The following is a 20,325-nucleotide window of genomic DNA, read 5'->3' on the forward strand; positions in this document are numbered from 1 at the left end:
ATTCTAGGGGGTGCCTATGGCTACGGATGAAGGACGTCCAGGTAAACGGATCACCTTGCGCGAGGTGGCCAGCAAGGCGGGTGTCTCGCTGAAGACCGCGTCCAATGTGATCAATGGCAATGGTCGTATGTCAAATGCGACCCGTGCGCGTGTGCAGCAGGTGATTGACGAATCGGGATACAAGGTCAATGCCGCGGCCCGCAATTTGCATCGAAACAAAACCGGTATCATTACGCTGGCCGTGCCTTCGCTGACACCTCCCTATCTGGCCGAATTGGCTAATAGGGTCATCGACAGCGCTCGCCTGCGGGACTATGCAGTATATGTCAGCACATATGCCGAGGGGTCCGCCAAGGGTGCGCATGAGATTTTGGCATCCTTTAATAGCACTATCAGCGACGGCATAATCCTTTCTATGTCGGAGCTTGAACGATTTGCCGTGGAGGACCTGAATGTACGCTATCCCCTGGTTTGCGTGGGTGCGCGGACCACCCATGGGGTGGCGGATCACGTCATGGTCGACGATGCCGAGGCAGCTCGGATGGCTGCAGAGTATCTATTTGATCGGTCGGTGCGTTCGTTGGCGGTCATCGGTCTGCATGCGCCGCTTGACCGGAATCAGTTGGAGGCTGCAGTCGAAGGCAATGCCGAGTTAAGGATGAAAGGCGTGCTTAAAGCGGTTCATGCCAGGGGGCTCCAGCTGGATGATCGGCTTCTGGGCGTTACCGGTTATGACTGGACCTTGGGCAGCGGGTATCTGGCCATGCAGAGGATATTAGAGGCGGGGATGCCGTTCGATGGGGTGGTTGCTCTCAATGATCAGCTGGCTATCGGCGCCCTGTCAGCTCTGACTGCTTACGGCAGAGCCGTGCCCGACCAGGTTCAGCTCGTCGGGTTCGACAACATCGAAGAGTCGGCCTATCTGCAGACTCCGCTCACTACCATGGATTCATGCTTGGGGTGGATCTCGCGGACCTGTGTTGACCGCGTCCTGGGACGTATTGGGGGCAGAGCTACGGTTCCCCAGGATCTTGTCATAGGATCGCGGGTCATAGCCCGCAAAACCACCCGGTAATCAGTTTTGTGTTTTGGAGTCGGCAGTGGAGGCAGTGACGGCAGGCGCATCGGTGTGGATGATGTGCATGTGACGCAGGAGCATGCGGGTCATCTGACGGCCGGAGCCGGCGCCGTTTCCGCGAACGCCGAAGTAGACCAGCAGGACCATGCCCAGGCAGATCAGTGCCGAGATGCGCAGAGCCCACTGCACCCCGAAAATGTTGGCTGCGATCTGGGTGGAGTGGCCGCCGCCCAAGGCGTTGTGGCGCAGGGTGGTGATGGTCTCCATAAGGATGACCAGGATGGGCGCGCCGACAGCTCCGGCGATCTGCCGGGCCGTGTTGGTGACGGCTGAACCGGCTGAAACATCCTTGGGGGCCAGGTTGTTCAGGGACCAGGTGGTCAGGGGCATCAGGGTGAAGCCCATGCCGATCTGACGGATGAACTGGCAGATGGAGACCAGGCCGATCCAGGTGTTGGCCCCAATCATGCTCATGGCGATGGTGCCCAGCAGCAGGACCGAGCAGCCGGTCATGGCTACGGGCCGAGCGCCCCAGCGGTCCAGCAGGCGGCCACCGAAGAACTGAGCGATGGCGGTGCCGATGGCCCCTGGCAGCATGACCAGGCCGCTCATGGTGGCTGAGAAGCCACGATCCGTCTGGATGTACATGGGCAGGATGACGGTGACCGAGCTGAAGGCGAAGAAGGACATAGAGGCGATGATGGTGCCTACGGTGAAGTTCTTGATCCGCAGCACATGCAGGTCCAGCAGGGGTTTGTCGTGGTTGAGCTGGCGGAGGACGAACCAGATGATTCCGATCAGGCCGACCAGCATGAAGGGCCAGGTCATGAAGGAGGTGATGGGGAAGTTCTCGATGTTGGTGAAGCCGAACATGAGGCCGCCGAAACCGAAGATGGACAGGGCCACTGAGAAGAAGTCCGCCTTGACGCTCTTGTCTCGCTGCCCGAAGTTGCGTAGACCAAGGATCGACAGGAGCAGCGCCACGGCCCCGCAGATGCTCAGCGTCAGGAAAATGGAGCGCCAGCCGTTGGCATCGGTCTGCCATCCGCCCAGGGTGGGGCCGATGGCCGGGGCCACGCTCATGGCCAGGCCCACGGTGCCCATGGCCATGCCGCGCTTGGCCAGAGGATAGATGGAGAAGACGGTGATCTGCAGGACGGGCCACATGGTCCCGGTGCCCACGGCCTCCAGGATGCGCCCCAGCAGAACCATGGCGAAGGTCTGCGATTGCCAGCTCAGCAGGGAACCCAGTGTGAAGACCGCCATGGAGGTGATGACGATTTGCCTAGTGGAAAAACGCTTAGTCAGAAAGCCGGTCAACGGCACCATGACGCCCATGACCAGCTGGAAGACCGAGGTCAGCCACTGACCGGTGGTCAGGGTGATGTGGAACTCGTCCACTATAGTGGGCAGTGCCGAAGCCAGCTGCAGCTGGGTGAAGTTGCCTAGGAAGGTGATGACGGTCAGGATGGCCAGCGACAGGAAGGCCTCACGGGTGAGTCTTCCGTTGACGAAGGCTCCATCCTTGCTGAGGGTCCGCCCCTGTTTGGCGAGCTCCTGCTTCCTCATGCAACCACCACTTCCTTTGGGCTCAGTTTCCGCTGCGTATACCACTCCCTGCGGTGCCGTCCTAGAAAAGGAATCAGGGCATACCGATACCGGTGACACTAAGAAAAGCTAGAGAGTGAAGCGTCTGACAATGTCCTTATAATATACCCGGCTGTGGATTGTGATTGAGCTTTTCCGCTTGGCTGACGCGGTTGCGGCGGCCTTGTCCTGCGGTCAGCGTTTCCAGTATGCTGTTGTTGAGCGGGCTTCGGTAATGTGAATGCAGGAGGGTCCGACACGGGCTGATGAGGACGGACGTTTGAAATGCAACGGCGGTCGAGGTAGGTAACATGCACGCACATGGTCATGGTCGTGGTAGATTTGCGGCCCTCCTCGTGTCCTTGGCAATGTTGATCCCCCTGGCGGCCTGCGGCGACAACGTCCCCATCGAAGGCGGCGGAGCAATCGATACTCCAGATCGAGCCTTGTTCCAAGGCGAGTTCGCCGGATCCGGCGCATCCTCCCAGCAGAGCGCCGACGAGGCTTGGATAGCCGGCTTCCGCAAGCAGCATCCAAGTGCGCGCATCTCCTATGATCCAGCAGGTTCCGGTGCTGGGGTCAACGCCTTCCTTTCGGGTTCGGCCATCTGGGCCGGCACTGATGCACCGCTGACTTCAGACCAGCTTGAGCGCTCGCGCAAGGTCTGCGGTTCCGGTACGGCCATTGATCTGCCCGTTTACGCCACCCCAATCGCCGTGGCCTATAATCTCCCCGATCTGTGGCCAAAGGGTTCAGGCGGCCATCTGCGGATGGACCCGGCTCTGATCGCCATGATCTTCTCCGGAAAGGTCACCAATTGGCGGGATCCGCGCATAGCAGCCCTCAATCCGGGGGCTAATCTGCCCGACTTGGACATCACGGTGATCCATCGTTCGGACAAGTCGGGCACTACGAAAAGTTTTCTGTCCTACCTGCACGACACGGCCGGGTCTGCCTGGCCTTACCCAGCGGGCGAGAATTGGCCCAACGACTTAGGACAGGGCGCCAAGGGCACTGCCGGAGTGGTCATGACCATGAACCAGGCGAAGGGTACCTTTGGCTATGCGGACGCGGCCCAGACCACGGGGCTGGGCACGGTGGCGGTCCAGGCGGGGAAGACCTGGCAGCCGCCTACAGCCAAGACCGTGGCCAACCTGCTGGATGCAGCCCAGCGGGATCCGCAGGCCAGCCAGCCCGGCCGGGTGGTCCTGACCGTGGACCATCGCACCAGCCGGGAGCATACTTATCCCATTGTTTTGGTCTCCTACAACGTGGTCTGCACCGCCTATCGAGATGATCAAGACGGATCCAAGACCCGGTTCGCCAAGGCCTGGCTGACCTATCTGCTGAGCGAGCAGGGTCAGCGCATGGCTGCGGCAAATGCGGGCAGCGCCGAGCTGGGGCAGGGGCTGCGCAACCAGGCCATGGCCTCGGTGGAGACCATCGGGGGGAAGGCATGAACGAGAAACTGGACGGGGCTGCAACCCTGAACAAGGCTAAACGGGCGGATCGGATTTTCAAGGCCTGCGCCACCGGTGCGGGCATTCTGATCCTGCTGGCCCTGGCTGCTGTCACCCTCTTTCTGATCCTGCGGGCCTTTCCGGCCTTCACTGGGGACCCAGATTCCCGCACCCAGGCCATCCTCTCCCTGAGCGGGGGGCGGGCGGGCAGTTTCCTGGGCTATGTGGGTCCCCTGGTTTTTGGCACCATTTTGATTGCCGGGCTGGCCCTGCTCTTGGCCTTCCCTGTCTCCCTTGGCATCGCCCTCTTCATCGGCTACTACGCTCCCGCCCGCCTGTCCACGTTGCTTAGCACGGTGATCGACCTGCTGGCCGCCGTGCCCTCGGTGATCTATGGGCTTTGGGGGGCTCTGGTCCTGGTTCCCAATATCACAGGCTTCTGGCGTTGGCTATCTGTTCATTTGGGATGGATTCCGCTGTTTGCCGGACCCGTTGCAGCCCCTGCCCGGTCCGTGGCCACTGTGGCCCTGGTGCTGGCGGTCATGATCCTGCCCATCATCACCTCGGTCACCCGTGACATCCTGATCCAAGCCCCTCGATTGCAACAGGAGGCTGCCTTGGCTCTGGGCGCTACAAAGTGGGAAATGATCCGGCTCGCGGTCCTGCCCTTCGGCCGTTCGGGCATCATCTCGGCCTCCATGCTGGGCCTGGGCCGCGCTCTGGGCGAGACCATGGCGGTGCTGATGATTCTTTCGCCAGGCTTCAGCTACTCCCTGCGGCTGCTGCAGGCTTCAAACAGCCAGACCATCGCTGCCAACATCGCCGCCCAGTTCCCGGAGGCGGACTCCCAGGGTGTGGCCCTTCTAGTGGCTACCGGTCTGGTCCTCTTCATCATCACCTTCATCGTCAACTACATGGCGCGCAGGATCACAGCGAAGGCGGGTGTATGATGGCGAGCCGAACTGATCGTGGGCCGGTCATCGATTTTGATCGTTTCAGGCCTACAAGGTCCTCCATCCGTGCGCGCAAGCGCAAGGACCGGCTGATGACCGTCCTGATCGGGCTCTCCTTCCTGGTGGCCCTGATTCCGTTGGTTTCGGTGCTCTGGGTCAGCCTGTCCAAGGGTGTGCGACGGCTGACACCGGACTTCCTCACCCACAACATGAGCGGTGTGGTAGGGGGCAACCCCACGCCGACCGGAGGCTATGGCGGCATCCTGCACGCGGTAATCGGCACCCTGGAGATTACCTTTGGATCCATGGTCATATCCATTCCGGTGGGCGTCATGTGCGCGGTCTACCTGGTTGAGTATGCCCATGGAGGCCGCCTGGCCAAGGCCATCAGTCTCATGGTGGACGTGATGAGCGGGATTCCCTCCATCGTGGCAGGCCTCTTTGCCTTCTCCATGTTCGCCTTGGTGGTTGGACCGGGCACGGTCAATGGCCTGGCCGGCTCCGTGGCGCTCTCCCTGCTCATGCTGCCTACGGTGGTCAAGACCTCCGAGGATATGCTGACGGTGGTTCCCAATGACCTACGTGAGGCGGCCTATGCCCTGGGGGTGACCAAGCAGCGGACCATCACCCGTATTGTTCTGCGCACGGCCCTGCCTGGAATCGTCTCGGGCACTATTCTGGCCGTGGCACGGGTCATCGGGGAAACGGCGCCCCTGCTGATAGCCTCGGGCTTCATCGCCACCACCAACCCCAACCTCTTCTCCGGAAGGATGACCACCCTGCCGGTCTTCGTCTACAACGAGTATTCCCAGGGTCTGGCTGTCTGCGGGCCAGGCGCTGACCCGGGATGCCTGGCTGACGTCCACATGCAGAGGGCCTGGGCTGCGGCTCTGGTGCTGATCCTTATTGTTCTGCTGCTCAACCTGCTGGGGCGACTGGTCTCGCGCATCTTTGCTGTTGGGCGGACCCGTTGAGCGCCGCCATGAGAGGAACGGAGGCCGGAATATGGGCCAACGCATAGACATCAGCCATCTCAACGTCTACTACGGCGATTTCTTGGCCGTCCAGGACGTGAACATGCGCATCCGAGCCAACAAGGTCACCGCCTTCATCGGTCCCTCCGGCTGCGGAAAGTCCACGGTTCTGCGCACCCTGGACCGCATGCACGAGATCACCCCGGGGGCGCATGTGAGCGGGCAGGTGCTCCTGGAGGGGCGCGACCTCTATGGACCGGATGTAGACCCGGTCGAGGTACGGCGGGACGTGGGCATGGTCTTCCAGAGGGCCAATCCCTTCCCGACCATGTCCATCCGGGAGAACGTCCTGGCTGGCATACGGCTGAACAAGAAGCACATTGCCAAGTCTGACGCCGACGATCTGGTGGAGTGGGCCCTGCGCGGGGCCAATCTTTGGAACGAGGTCAAGGACCGTCTGGACAAGCCGGGCATCGGGCTCTCTGGCGGTCAGCAGCAGAGGCTCTGCATTGCCCGTGCCGTGGCCGTGCACCCCCAGGTCCTGCTCATGGACGAACCCTGCTCGGCCCTGGACCCCATCTCCACTCTGGCCGTAGAGGATCTGATCAACGAGCTCAAGCGGGACTACACCATCGTCATCGTCACCCATAACATGCAGCAGGCCGCCAGGGTCTCGGACTATACGGCCTTCTTCAATCTCAAGGCCGTGGGTCAGCCCGGCCAGCTGGTGGAGATGGACGACACCACCACAATCTTCTCCAACCCGCACGAGCCGGACACCGAGCGTTACATATCCGGTCGCTTCGGCTGAGACAGAACCGGTCTGCGCACCCGCTCGTCAGGTATCATGGTTCCGGCATCCGTGGAAGGAGCGAGGGCATGGGAGCACTGCTGGAACCGGCCACCCTCTTGGGCATCATCCTGGTGGGCTACCTGTTCAAGCGGTTTGGACTCTTTCGCCCGTTGGACTACCGGGTGCTGCAGACTGTCGTGTTCGATCTGGTCCTGCCCGGGGCCATCATCTACTCCTTCGCCACCAACCCCCACAATCCCAGCCTGCTTCTGGTCTCGGCCTTCGCCTTCGTGGCTTCGCTGATTCCACCCCTGGCCATCTTCCTGACCAGCAGGCATCGTCCTACGGCTCAGCGGGCTTTTCTTATGCTCAACGGATCGGGCTTCAACATCGGGTGTTTCTGCTTCCCCATGCTCCAGTCGCTGCTGGGCACGGCGGCCCTGGTCCCCGCCGCCATGTTCGACATCGGCAATTCGGTTATGGTCTCTGCCGGCACCAACGTCATGACCCAGGGGCTTCTGCATATTCGACCGGGCCAGTCCCTGGATCCCGATGCGGGGGAGACCGTCAAGCTGGATGACCCAGATGCCCGCAAACTCCACCGCAAGGCTGCAGCCCTCTCCATAGCCAAGGGCTTCCTGAGCTCGCCCTCATTCGACACCTACTTGGTCATGGTGGGATTTACGCTGGCCGGGATCTCATTGCCTGACTGGTCGGCCCAAATCACCCGTCCATTTTCGGCGGCCAACGCCTTCTGCTCCATGCTCATGGTGGGCATGCTCATGGAGCTGCCCGGCGGACGGGCTGACATCAAGGCCGTATTGCAGATTCTGGCCTGGCGACTGCCCTTCGGCATCCTGTTCGCGGCGGCCGCATGGTATCTGTTGCCCTTCGAACCCTTGATCCGTCAGGCGGTGGCCTTGTGCTGCCTGGCTCCGACGGCGGTTTTCGCCACCATGTTCACTGACAAGGTTCTTGGCAACGCCCGTCTGGCGGGATTCACCCTGGCTCTGACTGCGCTGATCGGTGCCGTGCTCATGGTTTTGGCGCACCTGCTGATGGGCGCCCTCTGAGGAATCAATCCTCCTTGTCGTTTTGGCGCTGGTCGCGGCGTTCCTGCTCCTGACGCAGGGTTCGGCCCTCGCGGGTGCGTTGCTTGTTGACTGTGGCGGCTGCAATCCGCTCGGCGGAGCGCTCGTCCTGTCCGCGATCGACTTCGCTGTCATGCACGTGCTGATACTGCTTCTGATCGTCCGGATCCCAATGATTGTTCCTGGCCATATACCCCTCCTCAAAAAGTGCCCGCCCATCAGCTCATCCCCATGTGGGACGGCTTCAGGGCCGTGCCGGTATGCCGATTATAGATGAGCGGAAGGTGGTGGGGCGGTATTGGAGCCTGGAGGAGGTCTTGTAACAAAAAAGCCGAGCGCTCGTGATATTCTGCTCTTGTCTCATCGCCAAATAAGACAATAAGGAATCGAATATGCATAAGCTATTTCGGCTTTCGGATAATAATACCACAGTCTCTACGGAAGTGGTAGCAGGCATTACCACCTTCTTCGCCATGGCCTACATCATCGTGGTGAATCCCTCGGTGCTTTCCACGGCGGGCATGCCTTGGGGTGCCGTCTTTCTCGCCACCCTGATCGCTGCTGTCATCGGCACTTTGATCATGGGTCTGGTGGCCAACGTGCCCTATGGCGTGGCGCCAGGTGTCGGGTTGGATGCCTTCTTCACCTTCACCGTGGTCAAGGGGCTGGGCTTCACTTGGCAACAGACCATGTGCATGGTCTTCCTGTGCGGCCTGATCAACATCCTGGTCACGGCCACCAAGCTGCGCAAGATGATCATCCAGGCCATTCCGCCCCTGCTTCAGCATGCCATCGGCGGAGGCATCGGCGTCTTCATCGCCTATGTGGGTCTGCTCAATGTGGGCATTATCAAGTTCGCGCCCGACAAGACTTCGGCATCAGGCGCCAACCCTGGACTGACCACCTTCAACACCCCCGGGGTCATCCTCTTCGTCATCGGATTGTTGCTGACCGTCTTTCTCCTGATCTTCAAGTTCAAGGGTCACCTGGCCTTCGTCAACAAGGGCGCCCTCGTCATCTCTATCATCGCGGTCACGCTCCTGGGCATCCCCATGGGGGTCACCAGTATGGCCAAGTCGGTCGATCTGGGCCAGGCCTGGTCACAGCTGCCGCAGACCTTCCTGGCCATTTTCAGCCAGGAAGGTTTTCCGGCTCTCTTCTCCGACCCGGCCAAGCTGCCAGTGGTTCTGGTGACCATCTTCGCCTTCTCCCTGTCTGACACCTTCGACACCATTGGTACCTTTGTGGGCACCGGTCGGCGCTCAGGCATCTTCTCAGCCGAGGATGAACAGGCTCTGGAAAGCGGCCGAGGTTTCAGCTCCAAGATGGATAGGGCCCTGTTCGCCGATGCCACAGCCACCTCCATCGGCGCCCTCTTCGGCACCTCCAACACCACTACTTATGTGGAGTCCGCAGCGGGCATCGCAGCCGGTGGCCGGACCGGACTGACCTCGGTGGTCATCGCCGCCTGCTTCGCGCTCAGCGCCGTCTTTGCCCCCCTGATTTCGGCCGTGCCTTCGGCGGCCACTGCGCCCGTCCTGGTTATTGTGGGCTGCATGATGATGAGTTCCTTCGCCGAGATCGAGTGGGGCGAGCTGTCGGAGGCCATTCCGGCCTTCTTCACGGCCATCTTCATGGGCTTCGCCTACTCCATCTCCTACGGCGTGGCTGCCGGCTTCATCACCTACTGCCTGACCATGGTCTGCAAGCGCAGGGGCAAGGAGGTCCACCCCATCATCTGGGCGGTCTCAGCCCTCTTCATTCTGGACTTCGTGCTCCAGGCTGTCCTCTAGCGCACGGTTTCGGATTCCGGGTCCGAGAGTGCTGCGGAATGTGGTCCTAGCGGCCTGCAGACCAGGGGAGGCAGGGAGAGAAGGCTAACCAAGACACGCGCAAGGCCCGCCGCTTGCAAGGTGGATGGGCCTTGTTTCGTCGCGGTCCGATGGAGTGCGGGGTCAAGCTCCATGGCTTCGGATCTGCTCCCTTGGCTCATTGTTGCGTCGGACCGTCGTCTCTCCGTTTCGGTTTCCACAGGCTTGCCATTCTCAGTCAGGGCGTCTTGATGGACCAAGGGGAGAAAATGGTCTGGTTCGGATGGGGCTTGGGGCCCCGTTCGTCCTCCCGGAGGTATTCATGGGGAAGCGCTGGTCTATGGCTGCCACGGCTGGTGGGGGACTGTCCAGCGCTCTCCGGTCTTCTGCATCCTGGCGAAAGGGCAAACCATCTGCGTCGTATGGCTGCGCTGGCCCTGCGATGACCAACAATGGTGAATCATGTCCGCCCTGCATGAAAGAAAAACCCCGGCAGGCTGGGGAATGTCTGCCGGGGATTTTCAAGTTCGGGCATATGAAAAACGGATCAGTACCAGTTGGTCGCCTGGGATTGGGCCCATGCGCCGCAGGGGTTCCCGTAGCGACCCTGGATGTAGCCCAGTCCCCAAACGATCTGGGTGTGGGCATCGGTCTGCCAGTTAGGGCCGGCCGAGGCCATCTTGCTGCCAGGCAACGCCTGGGGTATGCCATAGGCGCCCGACGGGTTGGAGGCGTTGGTCCGCCAGCCGGACTCCTTGTTCCACAGCTGTACCAGGCAGGTGAACTGGTCTTCGCCCCATCCGCGGGAGGTAACCAGACCATGGGCGATGCTTTGGGCATCGCCCACAGGGACAGTGGTCGTGGTCGAGCCTGACTGTGCCGGGGCGCCGCCGCCGGTGCCCACCAGGATCACCTTGTCGACGGGGACCGTCTTGACGAAGGATGCAAAAATATTGCTGGTCAAATGCTTATTGCCGGCTGCGGTGACCAGGCTGGTGGTCTCCATGACGCCGTTCTGTCCCTCTGTCTTGACCTTGGTGGTGCCTGCCGGAAGGAAGTTGGTCTTCTCTTCAATGGTGTTGAAGGGGATGGGCGACTCTTCCGTCTTGACCTGGGAGTCGGCCCGGTCGATGCGGATGACGGTCTTCTCTGTGACGGGAGTGGTCAGAGAGGGGCTGATCTGGTCCCCAGGCTGCAGGGTTATGTCCCCGGCCTCCAGCACGGATTTGACATCGGTGAAGCCTGCGCCCAGGACCACCTTGTTCTTCCCATTAATCTGCACATTCACATAGGAGGTGTTCGCATTGGCGCCGCCCGCACCGTTGCGGATGGCCTGCCTGGTGCTGCCACGGGACACAGTGTCCACATCTTGGGTAGCAGAATAGGACGTTACGCCCGACTTGGCTGAGTTCTCAGTGGATGTGTAGAAGTCACGCGATACAAAGCCCGCGCCAACGACCATGCCGAGAATAGTGACACCGGCAGCCAACCGCAGCCACTGACGCTTAGTCAGAGCCTTGACCGCACTCATCCGTCCTCTACGGTGGTTCGCCATTACTCTCCTCTGTTGGACCGACGGATCCTCAGTGATCAGTCGACGTAACGCTTCCTGTCGACCGCATGCTTCCGGCAGCGCCGAAAGGGTCACTGGACAAACACAGCACTATTTTAGTGCAAATCTACCTTGGAGCCAACTCGACTGACTCAGGCCTGTGCCGGGGTTGACAAATCGGCCTTGCGGGCCTGGTCAATCAGGTCGTCCAGGTCCGAAGACCTGAGAGCACCAGCCTGCTTGAAGATGATCTGCCCCTGTTTGGTGATCATCAGCGTGGGCACCGCCTGGATGTCGGCGGCCGCGGCCAGATCCTGGTTCTGGTCGATGTCCACCTTGCCGAAGACGATGTCGGTGTTGGCCCGCGAAGCCTTCTCGAAAATGGGGCCAAAGGCCTTGCAAGGTCCGCACCAGGTGGCCCAGAAGTCAATCAGCACCAGGTCGTTGTCCTTGATGGTCTGCTCGAAGTTTTCCGAAGTAATAGTCGTGGTGGCCATAATAACGCTCCTTGAAGTCGTTTGACTGTCGCGCGGGAAGCTCCCGTGCTTAGCAACCGCTTTCAATCATCAGCATTCCATCAAGGCTGGAGAAAGCACCCGAATATGCTCTGGGTGGAGATGTCCGTCGGGGTCCCGTGGGCGGTCAAGCCTGGTACGGATAATGGAACCATGCCAGTGCTGAACGACGAGATTCCCGATGATGACGACTTCGATGCCGATCGCGACCGTGGCGCCTTCTCGCACATCACTCCAGAGGACTTCAACCGGGGTTTTTCGGGTTCGAATCCTCCCGGATGGCTGGACCGTGATGCCATCGACCGTGCGCGGCGATGCTTGCCCATGCCCTATGTGGAGGCAGTGCCGGTACGCGTGGATGAAATGGGCGCCGTCACTCAAGTGGGCACTCTTCTGCGCGTGGATGATCAGGGCAACATTGAACGCACCCTGGTCACTGGACGAATCCTATACCACGAGACCATCAGGGAGGCTCTGGCCAGAAACATCGCCAAGGATCTGGGCCAGCTGGCCCTGCCCATGCTGCCTGCCAGCCCACAGCCTTTCACCGTGGCTGAGTTCTTCCCCACGCCGGGGGTCTCGGAGTACTACGATCCGCGTCAGCATGCCATCGCTCTGTGCTACCTGGTGCCGGTGGCCGGGGACTGCAAGCCCCAGGATGAGACCCTGGATGTGGAGTGGATCGATCCCAAGGGGGATATGCTGGAGTCCTTCACGAGCCAGATGGCCGGCGGGCACGGCAAGATTCTGATGAGCGCCCTGACCTGGGCCGGTGCACTATGAGTATTATGAGCCGGGAATCCGTGGAGGCGGACATGAGCATTGCCAATACCGTATATCGCCAAGGACAGGGGCTGCCCCTGGTGCTGGTCCATGCCTTTCCTGTGGACCACCGCATGTGGGATCGGTGCGCGGCCTTGCTGATCACCCAGGCGGATCGTGCGGGTATGGACCCCTTCCCTGTCTATGCCCCGGATATGCCTGGAGCAGGAGATTGCCCCCTGCCTGGGCCGGCGTCATATGGTCCGGCAGACTCTGACGGCGCCCTGCCTGGTGCCTTGGATGCCATGGCTCGAGCCTTTGCGGACATGGTCGCCGCCACGGGTGCCCAGAAGGCCATCTGGGTCGGACTTTCCATGGGCGGCTACCTGGTCGAGGCCGTAGCCAGGCTTTACCCTCAGATGGTGGCCGGTCTGGCCCTGTGCGACACCACTATGATGGCTGATCGTCCGGCCTCCCGGGCCAATCGGCTGCACATCGCCCGAACCTGCGAGATGGAGGGGACACTTGATCCGGTCATGCACTTCGCTCGGCCCCAGGAGGGCGATTCCACGGTCAAATGTTCGCCCGCCTTCGTGCAGACCATGACCGAATGGATACAGTCCCAGGATCCCCGGGGCATCGCCTGGCGGGAGCGGATGGCTGCGGGCCGCCCGGACCAGAGCGATCTGGTCGGCCGCATCAGAGTTCCCGTGGCCCTGGTCAGCGGCCGCTGCGACCCCTCCAGCCCTCCACGCGCCATGGAGCCTCTGGCTCAGACCATGCGTCAGGCCGGAACGGACGTTGCTTTCACCGCCATTGATGACTGCGGCCACTTCAGCGCTGTTGAGCATCCGGATCAGGTGGCTGCTACCCTGCTGGACCTGGTTCGTCGCGTGGGGAGGCTCTCATGAGTGATTCTGAAACGGTCTTCTCCCCGCTGGCCCTCACCGAGCCCCTGCCCTTCCTGCCCCTGGCACAGGGGGATGTGGACTACGACACGGCATCGCGGCCGCAGCCCGGTCTGCTTGACCATCTGCTGGACCAGGACGGCACGGGGGTCATCCTGGTGCGGGGCGAGAAGGTTGCTGTGCCCAGGGGCAAGGGGGCGCTGGCTGGCCGCACTGGAGCCAGCATCCGTCTGGCCACCCTGCCCGCTGCATACTTGCGGGGTCCTCTAGCAGGCTCGACAGACCAGTTCGAGCCGCCCTGCTACTACCTGGGGAAGGCCGACCAGCAGGCCTGGCTGGCCCTGGATCTGGATCTTGCCTGTACCGGTCGGGCCGTCCAGGACCCTCTTCGCGACCTGGCCCAGGCCGCGGATCAGCGCTTGGACTGGCTTGGCCTGCGCGAGTATGCCCCTCATGGACGTCCGCGTCAGGTGGGCCTGGCAACCTGCGCAGTGGCCCTGTCCGTATGGCATGGACGCCAGGTCTTCTGTCCCCACTGCGGCGCACCGGTTCGTCCCTGTCAGGCTGGATGGGCTCAGATCTGCCAGGGGGATGCGTCAGGGGACCAACACACGCTCTTTCCCTGCATTGAGCCTGCAGTGATCATGGCCGTGGTGGATGGCCGCGATCGGCTTCTGCTCCAGCACAACCGGAAGTGGGCTCCCGGCTTTTGCTCGGTCACTGCTGGATTCGTCGAGGCTGGGGAGAATCTGGAGCACGCAGTCCGGCGGGAGACCCTGGAAGAGGTGGGCCTGAACCTGGGGGAGATGCGGTACCTGGGCTCCCAGCCTTGGCCCTTCCCAGCCTCCCTGATGGTGGCCTTCAGGGCCAGATCCCTGGATACGGACATCCGGGTGGACGGTCAGGAGACCGATGAGGCCGACTGGTTCACACGGGAGGAATTCAGCGCTGCTCTGGCCTCGGGCCGGTTGCGTATACCTCAGGCGGCCAGTGTGGCCAGGCACATGATTGAGCAGTGGTACGGCAGTGAGATCTGACTCATCCGAGCGACGTTGCGCCCCAGGACTTGGTCTCGTCGTAAGATACTCCAAGGAACTGTCAGCAGCGAAAGGTGTGTTATGGCCATGGAGAGGCAAGAAGAGCCTCGTATCTCGGATGTCAACCAGGCCGAAACTGTGACCATGCCGCTGGCGACCGGGGAGGGGTCCGACCCTGTAGACCTGTTCGCCGACGAAGAAGCAGATCGGGCTTTCGGCGCAGGTGCTGCCCACAGGTCTCCTTCGAGTGGCCATCGAGGACGCAACATCCTGGCCCTGCTTCTTCTGACTGTGCTGATTCTGGTGGGGTGCTGGTTCGGCGTCCGTGCCTTTTTCCGCGATCGGGTGGCCCCCGGCGTCACCCTGGGTGGACAGGCCATGATGGGTCGGACCAAGGACCAGGTCAGGCAGATCGTCGATCGGCAGGTTCGTGACTCCCAGGTGGAACTCAAGGGCGAAGGCACCTCAGCCCGGGCAGGGCTGAAGGACCTGGGCGTAAGCGTGGATTCGGATGCCACGGTCACCAAGATTATGAATGCCAAGGGCTCTGCAGGCCTCTCCCGGCTGAATCCCTTCCATGGCGAGGCGGTGCCGCTGGTGGCCGAGCGGGATCAGCTGGCCATGGACAGGTATCTGACCGAACGTTTCATTCCCCGCCAGGATCGCTCCATTCCCTCCACCATCGTCTTTGACCAAGGCGCACACGCCTTCCGGCCCCAAGAGGGTCGCGGGGGTAAGGCGCCTGAGCTGGGCCGCGTGCAGGATGCCGTCTCATCTTTGATAGACAAGCCCGGCAGGCGTCTGGCCGTAGGCGTGGTCTATAAGGATGTGACCATGCCCATCAGTCTGGACACCGCCAATCAGGTGGCCTCCCAGGCCAACCAACGACTGGCCAAGGACCTGGTCATCAAGGGTGCTGATGATGACCTCATGACCGTCCCGGCCGCCACGGTGGCCACCTGGGTCAAGCCGGTCACCGATCTGGACAGGGGGACCATGGAGCTTGGCTTCGATCGGCAGGCCATCAAGCAGTATCTGGACCAGGAACTGGCCCGGCAGCTCGACCGGGATATGGTCACCGCCGTCAACGTCAAGAACACCAAGGGCGATGTGGTCGCCGAGACCACCAAGGGAGTGGACGGTGTCCGGGTTACGGATGTGTCCGCCACGGCGGACTTGGTCGTCAAGGCCCTGGAAGAGGGCGACACGAAACCAGTGCAGGCGAGCGCCGAGATCACGCCTCACAAGGAGCAGACCCGGGTGGCCCGCTACGACGTACCCGACGGCGACATCTGGATTCAGGTCAACCTCAGCGACCAGACCGCTACTGCCTACCACGGCACCACCCAGGTCAAGACCTTCCCCATATGCTCAGGCAAGCCCCATGACGGGAAATGGTCCGACACCGGCACCTTCTTCATCAATGTGCGCTACGCGGTCCAGACCATGCGCGGGGAGGGTTACGTCACCCCCAATGTCAAATGGGTCTCCTACTACAACGGCAGCGAGGGCTTCCACACGGCTAGCTGGAACTCTGCCGGCATTGCCAAGGGCGACCCTGCCCAATACGGATCCCACGGCTGCATCAACATGTATGAGCAGGACGCCAAGTGGATCTTTGACAACGCCCCCATCGGGACCATGGTCAAGGTGGAGGGTCAGGTTCCGTCGGGTCCGGCCCGCTAGGAGCACCTGCCGTGGCAGACGGCCGAGTAGGCTGGAACCATGAGCGATGAACACAGTGATGGAACTTCCCGTCTGGATGTGCCCGACCATCTGCGGTATTCCCAGGATCACGTCTGGATCGACCCCAGCCAGTCCCCGGCGCCCATGGGTGTGACCGAGTATGCGGCGGATCAGCTGGGAGACCTGGTTTTTCTGGACCTGCCCGAGACCGGCACCCACGTCGATGCCGGTGATGAGGTCATCGAGCTGGAGTCCTCCAAGGCTGTTGAGCCGGTGGTCTGCCCGGTGGCGGGCACCATCGCCTACGTCAACAGGGCGGCCTCGGACGATCCGGAGGTCATCAACTCCGACCCCTATGGGGAAGGCTGGATAGTCAAGATCGATCTGGAGGACGATGAGCCCGATCTGATGAGCGCCGAGGAGTACGGTCAGCTGCTGAAGAGCCTGAACTGACGGTCCGGTGATGACCAGGCGATCCGGCCGCAATGAAGGGCCTCTGCGGGTCCGATCGGTCAGCACTACCTTCGATTCGGCCGCGCCCGGTGAGGGCATCGAGAGCAGACCAGCTCCGGTGCGTCTGCTGCGTCGCCTGATTACTGGCGCTTTCGACCTCTGGGTGGGGCTGTCCATCAATATGACCGGCCGCCTGGGCTGGTCGCCCGACGTTCAGCCCTATGTGGGCTACGGCACCGAATCATATTCCCGGCTGATCTGCCGCACCATTCTGACTGACGGCCGCAGACGCGGGGATCCGGCCATTCGGGGCATCCGTGGCCTGCTGACCGTACCTGCGCCCAGGACCAGGGTCAGTCTGGCCATCGACAGCACTGCCATCGGGAGGGTCCAGGTGGGTGACTCCTCGGTCTACGATGCTGTCGATCCCGCCCGCAGCCTGAGCGCGGATGCGGTCTTCTCGGACCGATCGGGCTATCTGGATCTGGTGGCCGAGCATGGTCTGGTCCCAGGCGTGCACCGTGTCTCCTACCAGGTACGGGGCCGCCGGCCCATCGATGCGCCGCTCTACATCGTGCCCGGTCAGACTCCTGTCGGCGTCATATCTGACGTGGACGACACCATCATGATCAGCCAGGTGCCCAATCATTGGAAGGCTGCCTGGAACCTGCTCCTTTCGAATCCGCACCGCCGGTCCTCGGTGCCGGGCATGGCCGTGCTCTACAACCGCATCCGCGATCTGGACCCCCGGATGCCTTTCTTCTACCTGTCGGCCTCGCCCTGGAATGTGGAGGGATCCATACGCGGATTCATCCGCGATCATGGTTTTCCTGCCGGGCCTCTGCTGCTACGGGATCTGGATCCCAGGCCCAAGACCTTCGTGCCCTCCATCGTGCAGCACAAGATGGAGTTCATCCGCCAGCTCATGGCCGACTTTCCCAAGATGCGCTTCGTGCTCATGGGCGACGACGGCCAGAGCGATCCCTCCACCTTCGCTCAGGTGGTACGGCAGTATCCGGGCCGGGTCCTGGCCATCGGCATCCGTCAGTTGAGCCCCCAGGAGACCGGGCTGGGAACCTTGGTCAAGCGCACTGCCACACAGCCGGTGCCCGTGACGGAGGTGCCTGTCTTCTACGGGACCACGGGCGCCAATCTGATGCGGACCCTGCTGCCTTATCTGCGTCGCCGCGCCCGAATATAATCGCCCCATGAGTTTTTCGGCCGTCAACCCCGCCCCTCCTCGTGCGGAACGCCGTCCTGCTGATCGATGCTTTCATGGGGATCGCTTCGAGGATCCTTACGAGTGGATGCGCAACCGGGAGGATCCTGCCACCAAGGCCTACGTGCGCGACCAGAATCGCTACTGCCAGGAACGGCTTGCCGGCCAGGAGGGTTTGCGGGCCACCCTGCTTAAGGAGTTCACCGACCGGGTACAGCAGACCGACATGTCGGTACCCACTCGGATGCATGGTTATTGGTACTTCTCCCGGACGCTCAAGGGCCAGGAGTATGGGGTGCAGTGCCGCCTGCCGGTGCGCGACCAGCATGACTGGGACCCTCCTGCCGTCCAGGCCGATGCAGCACCTGGATCCATGCCTGGCGAGGAGGTCATCTTCGACGCCAATGCCGAGGCCAAGGGGCATGACTTTTTCTCTCTAGGATGTCTGGACCTGAGCGCCGACGGCCGTTGGATGCTCTATGGACTGGACACCAGGGGCAATGAGCGCTACGACCTGCGCATTCGTGATCTATGTCAAGGCCGAGACCTACCTGATCGAATCGACCAGGTCTCCTCAGGGGCAGTGCTGACCCCCGACGGCCACTGGGTCTTCTACACCGGCCTGGACAAGGCCTGGCGTCCGGACACGGTTTGGCGGCATAAGGTGGGCACTTCGGCCGATCAGGATGTCATGGTCTATCAGGAGGATGATGAGCGCTTCTGGGTGGGGCTGGGCCTGAGTTACGACGAATCCGCCGTGCTGATTGCCACCGGGTCCAAGATCACCAGCGAGGTGCTCATGCTGGACCTGAAGGATCCGCAGGGCGAATTTGTGCCCCTGATCCCCCGCAAGGAGGGAATCGAGTACGACATCAGCCTGGCCCGGTTCGAAAATGCCGGTCCCGCGGGGGAGGACCTGCCGGTGGCTGTGGTCTATCACAATGTGAAAAACCCCAACTTTGAGGTGGATCTTATCGATCTGCGCAGCCATCGTCCGCCATTTCGGCTGGGAGAAGGGGTGCGGCTGGCCCAGGGCAGCCCCTATGGCTGCGAGCGCTCCGGAGACCTAGCCTCCCTGCCGCCAGAGAAGCCCTATCGGGATCCAGGCAATCCGGCCATCCTCCAAGGCGCTCGCGGGCTAGGCATCGAGGGGCTGGGCATCCACCGCAGCTTCGTGGTCCTGACCTACCGGGCCGACAGCATGCCCCACATAGCCGTTATCGCCAAGGACCAGGCGCTGGAGGATCTGCGGGCGGGCCGACCCTGGCGCTTCCGCGAGGTTCTGCCCGACCAGGCCAGGGACGGCATCGACCGTCTCTACAGCATAGGACCCACGGACAATCCCTCCTACAAGGCTCCTGGGCTGCGCTACATCCGGGGCAGCTATGGGACCCCCGCCGAGCTGCGGGAGCTGGATCCGGTCCGGGGCGTGGATCGGTTGCTCAAGCGGGCCAGGGTGCTGGGCGACTTCCGGCCGGAGCGCTACGCCGAGCGTCGAATTCTGGTCCGTGTCAGGGATGGGGCCCTGGTGCCGGTCTCCCTGGTCTGGCGGCGAGGCATGCATCCGGCGTTGGATGCCTGCGGGAGGACTGGTCTTGATGACACGGTCATTCAGGCCCCCGACCATCCTGAACGCCGTCCCTGGCCGGACCAGGATCAGGACAAGCCTTCTCCCATGTTCATCACCGGGTATGGAGCCTACGAGATCAGCCAGGACCCTGGTTTCTCCACAGGCAGGCTCAGCCTGCTTGACAGAGGCGTGCTCTACGCCGTCCCCCATGTGCGTGGCGGCGGGGAGATGGGCCGCGCTTGGTACGAGCAGGGCCGTCGGCTGCACAAGGTCAATACCTTCCTGGACTTCATCGACGTGACCGCCGCACTGCAGGCTCAGGGCTGGGCGGATCCCCGTCATACCGTGGCCAACGGCGGTTCGGCCGGCGGGCTATTGATGGGGGCCGTGGCCAATATGGCTCCCCAGCTCTATGCCGGCATCGAGGCGGATGTGCCCTTCGTGGACGCGCTGACCAGCATCCTGGACCCGAATCTGCCGCTGACCGTGACTGAATGGGACGAGTGGGGAGACCCTCTGCATGACCAGCAGGTCTACCGGTATATGCGCTCCTACTCGCCCTATGAGAACGTTCCTGACGCCGATAGCAGGCTCCGGCTCTTCAACAGCGACCACTTCCCTGCCATCCTGGCGACCACATCCATGAACGACACCCGTGTGCTCTACGTGGAGCCGCTCAAGTGGGTTGCCAGGTTGCAGGAGCCGCAGGTAGGTGCCGATGCTCTGATTAGGATCGAGGCCCAGGCAGGCCACGGGGGCATCAGCGGACGCTACCGGCAGTGGGAGGAACTGGCCTTCGAGAACGCCTGGTGCCTGTCCATCATGGTCCCCGAAAGCCGCTGATTCTAGTCTGTCCGGGATTCGGTCGGGGTCGTG

General features: G+C 62.1%; 18 protein-coding genes. 14 read left to right on the plus strand and 4 right to left on the minus strand.

The features are described 5' to 3' along the window. Positions 1-16 precede the first annotated feature (16 nt). Positions 17-1,075 (plus strand): LacI family DNA-binding transcriptional regulator, encoded by a 1,059-nt coding sequence (locus GYM67_RS02045; RefSeq protein ID WP_220236896.1) that lies wholly within the window; start codon positions 17-19, stop codon positions 1,073-1,075. Here GYM67_RS02045 and GYM67_RS02050 read toward each other — a convergent pair whose 3' ends face one another. Further along, positions 1,076-2,647, minus strand: coding sequence for an MDR family MFS transporter (locus GYM67_RS02050; RefSeq protein WP_220236897.1), 1,572 nt, complete (start codon positions 2,645-2,647; stop codon positions 1,076-1,078). It abuts the gene before it with no gap. Positions 2,648-3,033: 386 nt separating this feature from the next. Between GYM67_RS02050 and GYM67_RS02055 the strand changes: the two genes are divergently transcribed. From GYM67_RS02055 to GYM67_RS02075, 5 genes are all read left to right on the plus strand, one after another. Continuing rightward, a complete protein-coding gene (locus GYM67_RS02055; protein ID WP_258561587.1) occupies positions 3,034-4,125 on the plus strand; it encodes a phosphate ABC transporter substrate-binding protein PstS in 1,092 nt (363 codons plus the stop codon). Then, complete coding sequence (pstC, locus tag GYM67_RS02060; RefSeq protein ID WP_220236899.1) at positions 4,122-5,075, plus strand: phosphate ABC transporter permease subunit PstC; 954 nt, start codon at positions 4,122-4,124, stop codon at positions 5,073-5,075. Before GYM67_RS02055 ends, pstC begins: the two co-directional genes overlap by 4 nt. Beyond that, a complete protein-coding gene (gene pstA, locus GYM67_RS02065; RefSeq protein WP_220236900.1) occupies positions 5,072-6,052 on the plus strand; it encodes a phosphate ABC transporter permease PstA in 981 nt (326 codons plus the stop codon). The genes pstC and pstA overlap by 4 nt, the downstream gene beginning before the upstream one ends. A gap of 31 nt (positions 6,053-6,083) precedes the next feature. Continuing rightward, complete coding sequence (gene pstB / locus GYM67_RS02070; protein WP_220236901.1) at positions 6,084-6,863, plus strand: phosphate ABC transporter ATP-binding protein PstB; 780 nt, start codon at positions 6,084-6,086, stop codon at positions 6,861-6,863. A gap of 68 nt (positions 6,864-6,931) precedes the next feature. Next, entirely contained in the window at positions 6,932-7,918 is a 987-nt protein-coding gene (locus tag GYM67_RS02075) for an AEC family transporter (RefSeq protein WP_220236902.1), read from the plus strand. A gap of 4 nt (positions 7,919-7,922) precedes the next feature. On the opposite strand, the gene GYM67_RS02080 is transcribed toward GYM67_RS02075, so the two are convergent. After that, complete coding sequence (locus GYM67_RS02080) at positions 7,923-8,126, minus strand: hypothetical protein (RefSeq protein WP_220236903.1); 204 nt, start codon at positions 8,124-8,126, stop codon at positions 7,923-7,925. A gap of 202 nt (positions 8,127-8,328) precedes the next feature. Between GYM67_RS02080 and GYM67_RS02085 the strand changes: the two genes are divergently transcribed. After that, positions 8,329-9,729 carry an NCS2 family permease gene (locus tag GYM67_RS02085; RefSeq protein WP_220236904.1) on the plus strand — a complete coding sequence of 467 codons (1,401 nt, stop codon included), beginning with the start codon at positions 8,329-8,331 and terminating at the stop codon, positions 9,727-9,729. Positions 9,730-10,294: 565 nt separating this feature from the next. Here the strand turns inward: GYM67_RS02085 and GYM67_RS02090 are convergent. Both GYM67_RS02090 and trxA read right to left on the minus strand, forming a co-directional pair. Next, complete coding sequence (locus GYM67_RS02090) at positions 10,295-11,302, minus strand: aggregation-promoting factor C-terminal-like domain-containing protein (protein ID WP_220236905.1); 1,008 nt, start codon at positions 11,300-11,302, stop codon at positions 10,295-10,297. A gap of 149 nt (positions 11,303-11,451) precedes the next feature. Continuing rightward, positions 11,452-11,796 carry a thioredoxin gene (trxA, locus tag GYM67_RS02095; protein ID WP_220236906.1) on the minus strand — a complete coding sequence of 115 codons (345 nt, stop codon included), beginning with the start codon at positions 11,794-11,796 and terminating at the stop codon, positions 11,452-11,454. Between the two features lie 171 nt (positions 11,797-11,967). On the opposite strand from trxA, the gene GYM67_RS02100 reads away from it, so the two are divergent. From GYM67_RS02100 to GYM67_RS02130, 7 genes are all read left to right on the plus strand, one after another. After that, positions 11,968-12,597, plus strand: a complete 630-nt coding sequence (locus GYM67_RS02100) for an NUDIX hydrolase family protein (RefSeq protein WP_220236907.1) — start codon at positions 11,968-11,970, stop codon at positions 12,595-12,597. A 32-nt stretch (positions 12,598-12,629) separates the two neighbouring features. Next, a complete protein-coding gene (locus GYM67_RS02105; RefSeq protein ID WP_220236908.1) occupies positions 12,630-13,487 on the plus strand; it encodes an alpha/beta fold hydrolase in 858 nt (285 codons plus the stop codon). Further along, a complete protein-coding gene (gene nudC / locus GYM67_RS02110; protein WP_220236909.1) occupies positions 13,484-14,521 on the plus strand; it encodes an NAD(+) diphosphatase in 1,038 nt (345 codons plus the stop codon). The genes GYM67_RS02105 and nudC overlap by 4 nt, the downstream gene beginning before the upstream one ends. Before the next feature lie 87 nt (positions 14,522-14,608). Continuing rightward, positions 14,609-16,207, plus strand: coding sequence for a L,D-transpeptidase family protein (locus tag GYM67_RS02115; RefSeq protein ID WP_220236910.1), 1,599 nt, complete (start codon positions 14,609-14,611; stop codon positions 16,205-16,207). 39 nt (positions 16,208-16,246) lie between these two features. Continuing rightward, a complete protein-coding gene (gcvH, locus tag GYM67_RS02120; protein ID WP_220236911.1) occupies positions 16,247-16,660 on the plus strand; it encodes a glycine cleavage system protein GcvH in 414 nt (137 codons plus the stop codon). Between the two features lie 10 nt (positions 16,661-16,670). Beyond that, entirely contained in the window at positions 16,671-17,861 is a 1,191-nt protein-coding gene (locus tag GYM67_RS02125) for an App1 family protein (RefSeq protein WP_220236912.1), read from the plus strand. A 7-nt stretch (positions 17,862-17,868) separates the two neighbouring features. Continuing rightward, positions 17,869-20,292 (plus strand): S9 family peptidase, encoded by a 2,424-nt coding sequence (locus tag GYM67_RS02130; RefSeq protein WP_220236913.1) that lies wholly within the window; start codon positions 17,869-17,871, stop codon positions 20,290-20,292. Positions 20,293-20,325: the final 33 nt, after the last annotated feature.

It is taken from the genome of Bifidobacterium asteroides, assembly GCF_019469425.1.
GTDB classification, from domain to species: domain Bacteria; phylum Actinomycetota; class Actinomycetes; order Actinomycetales; family Bifidobacteriaceae; genus Bombiscardovia; species Bombiscardovia asteroides_I.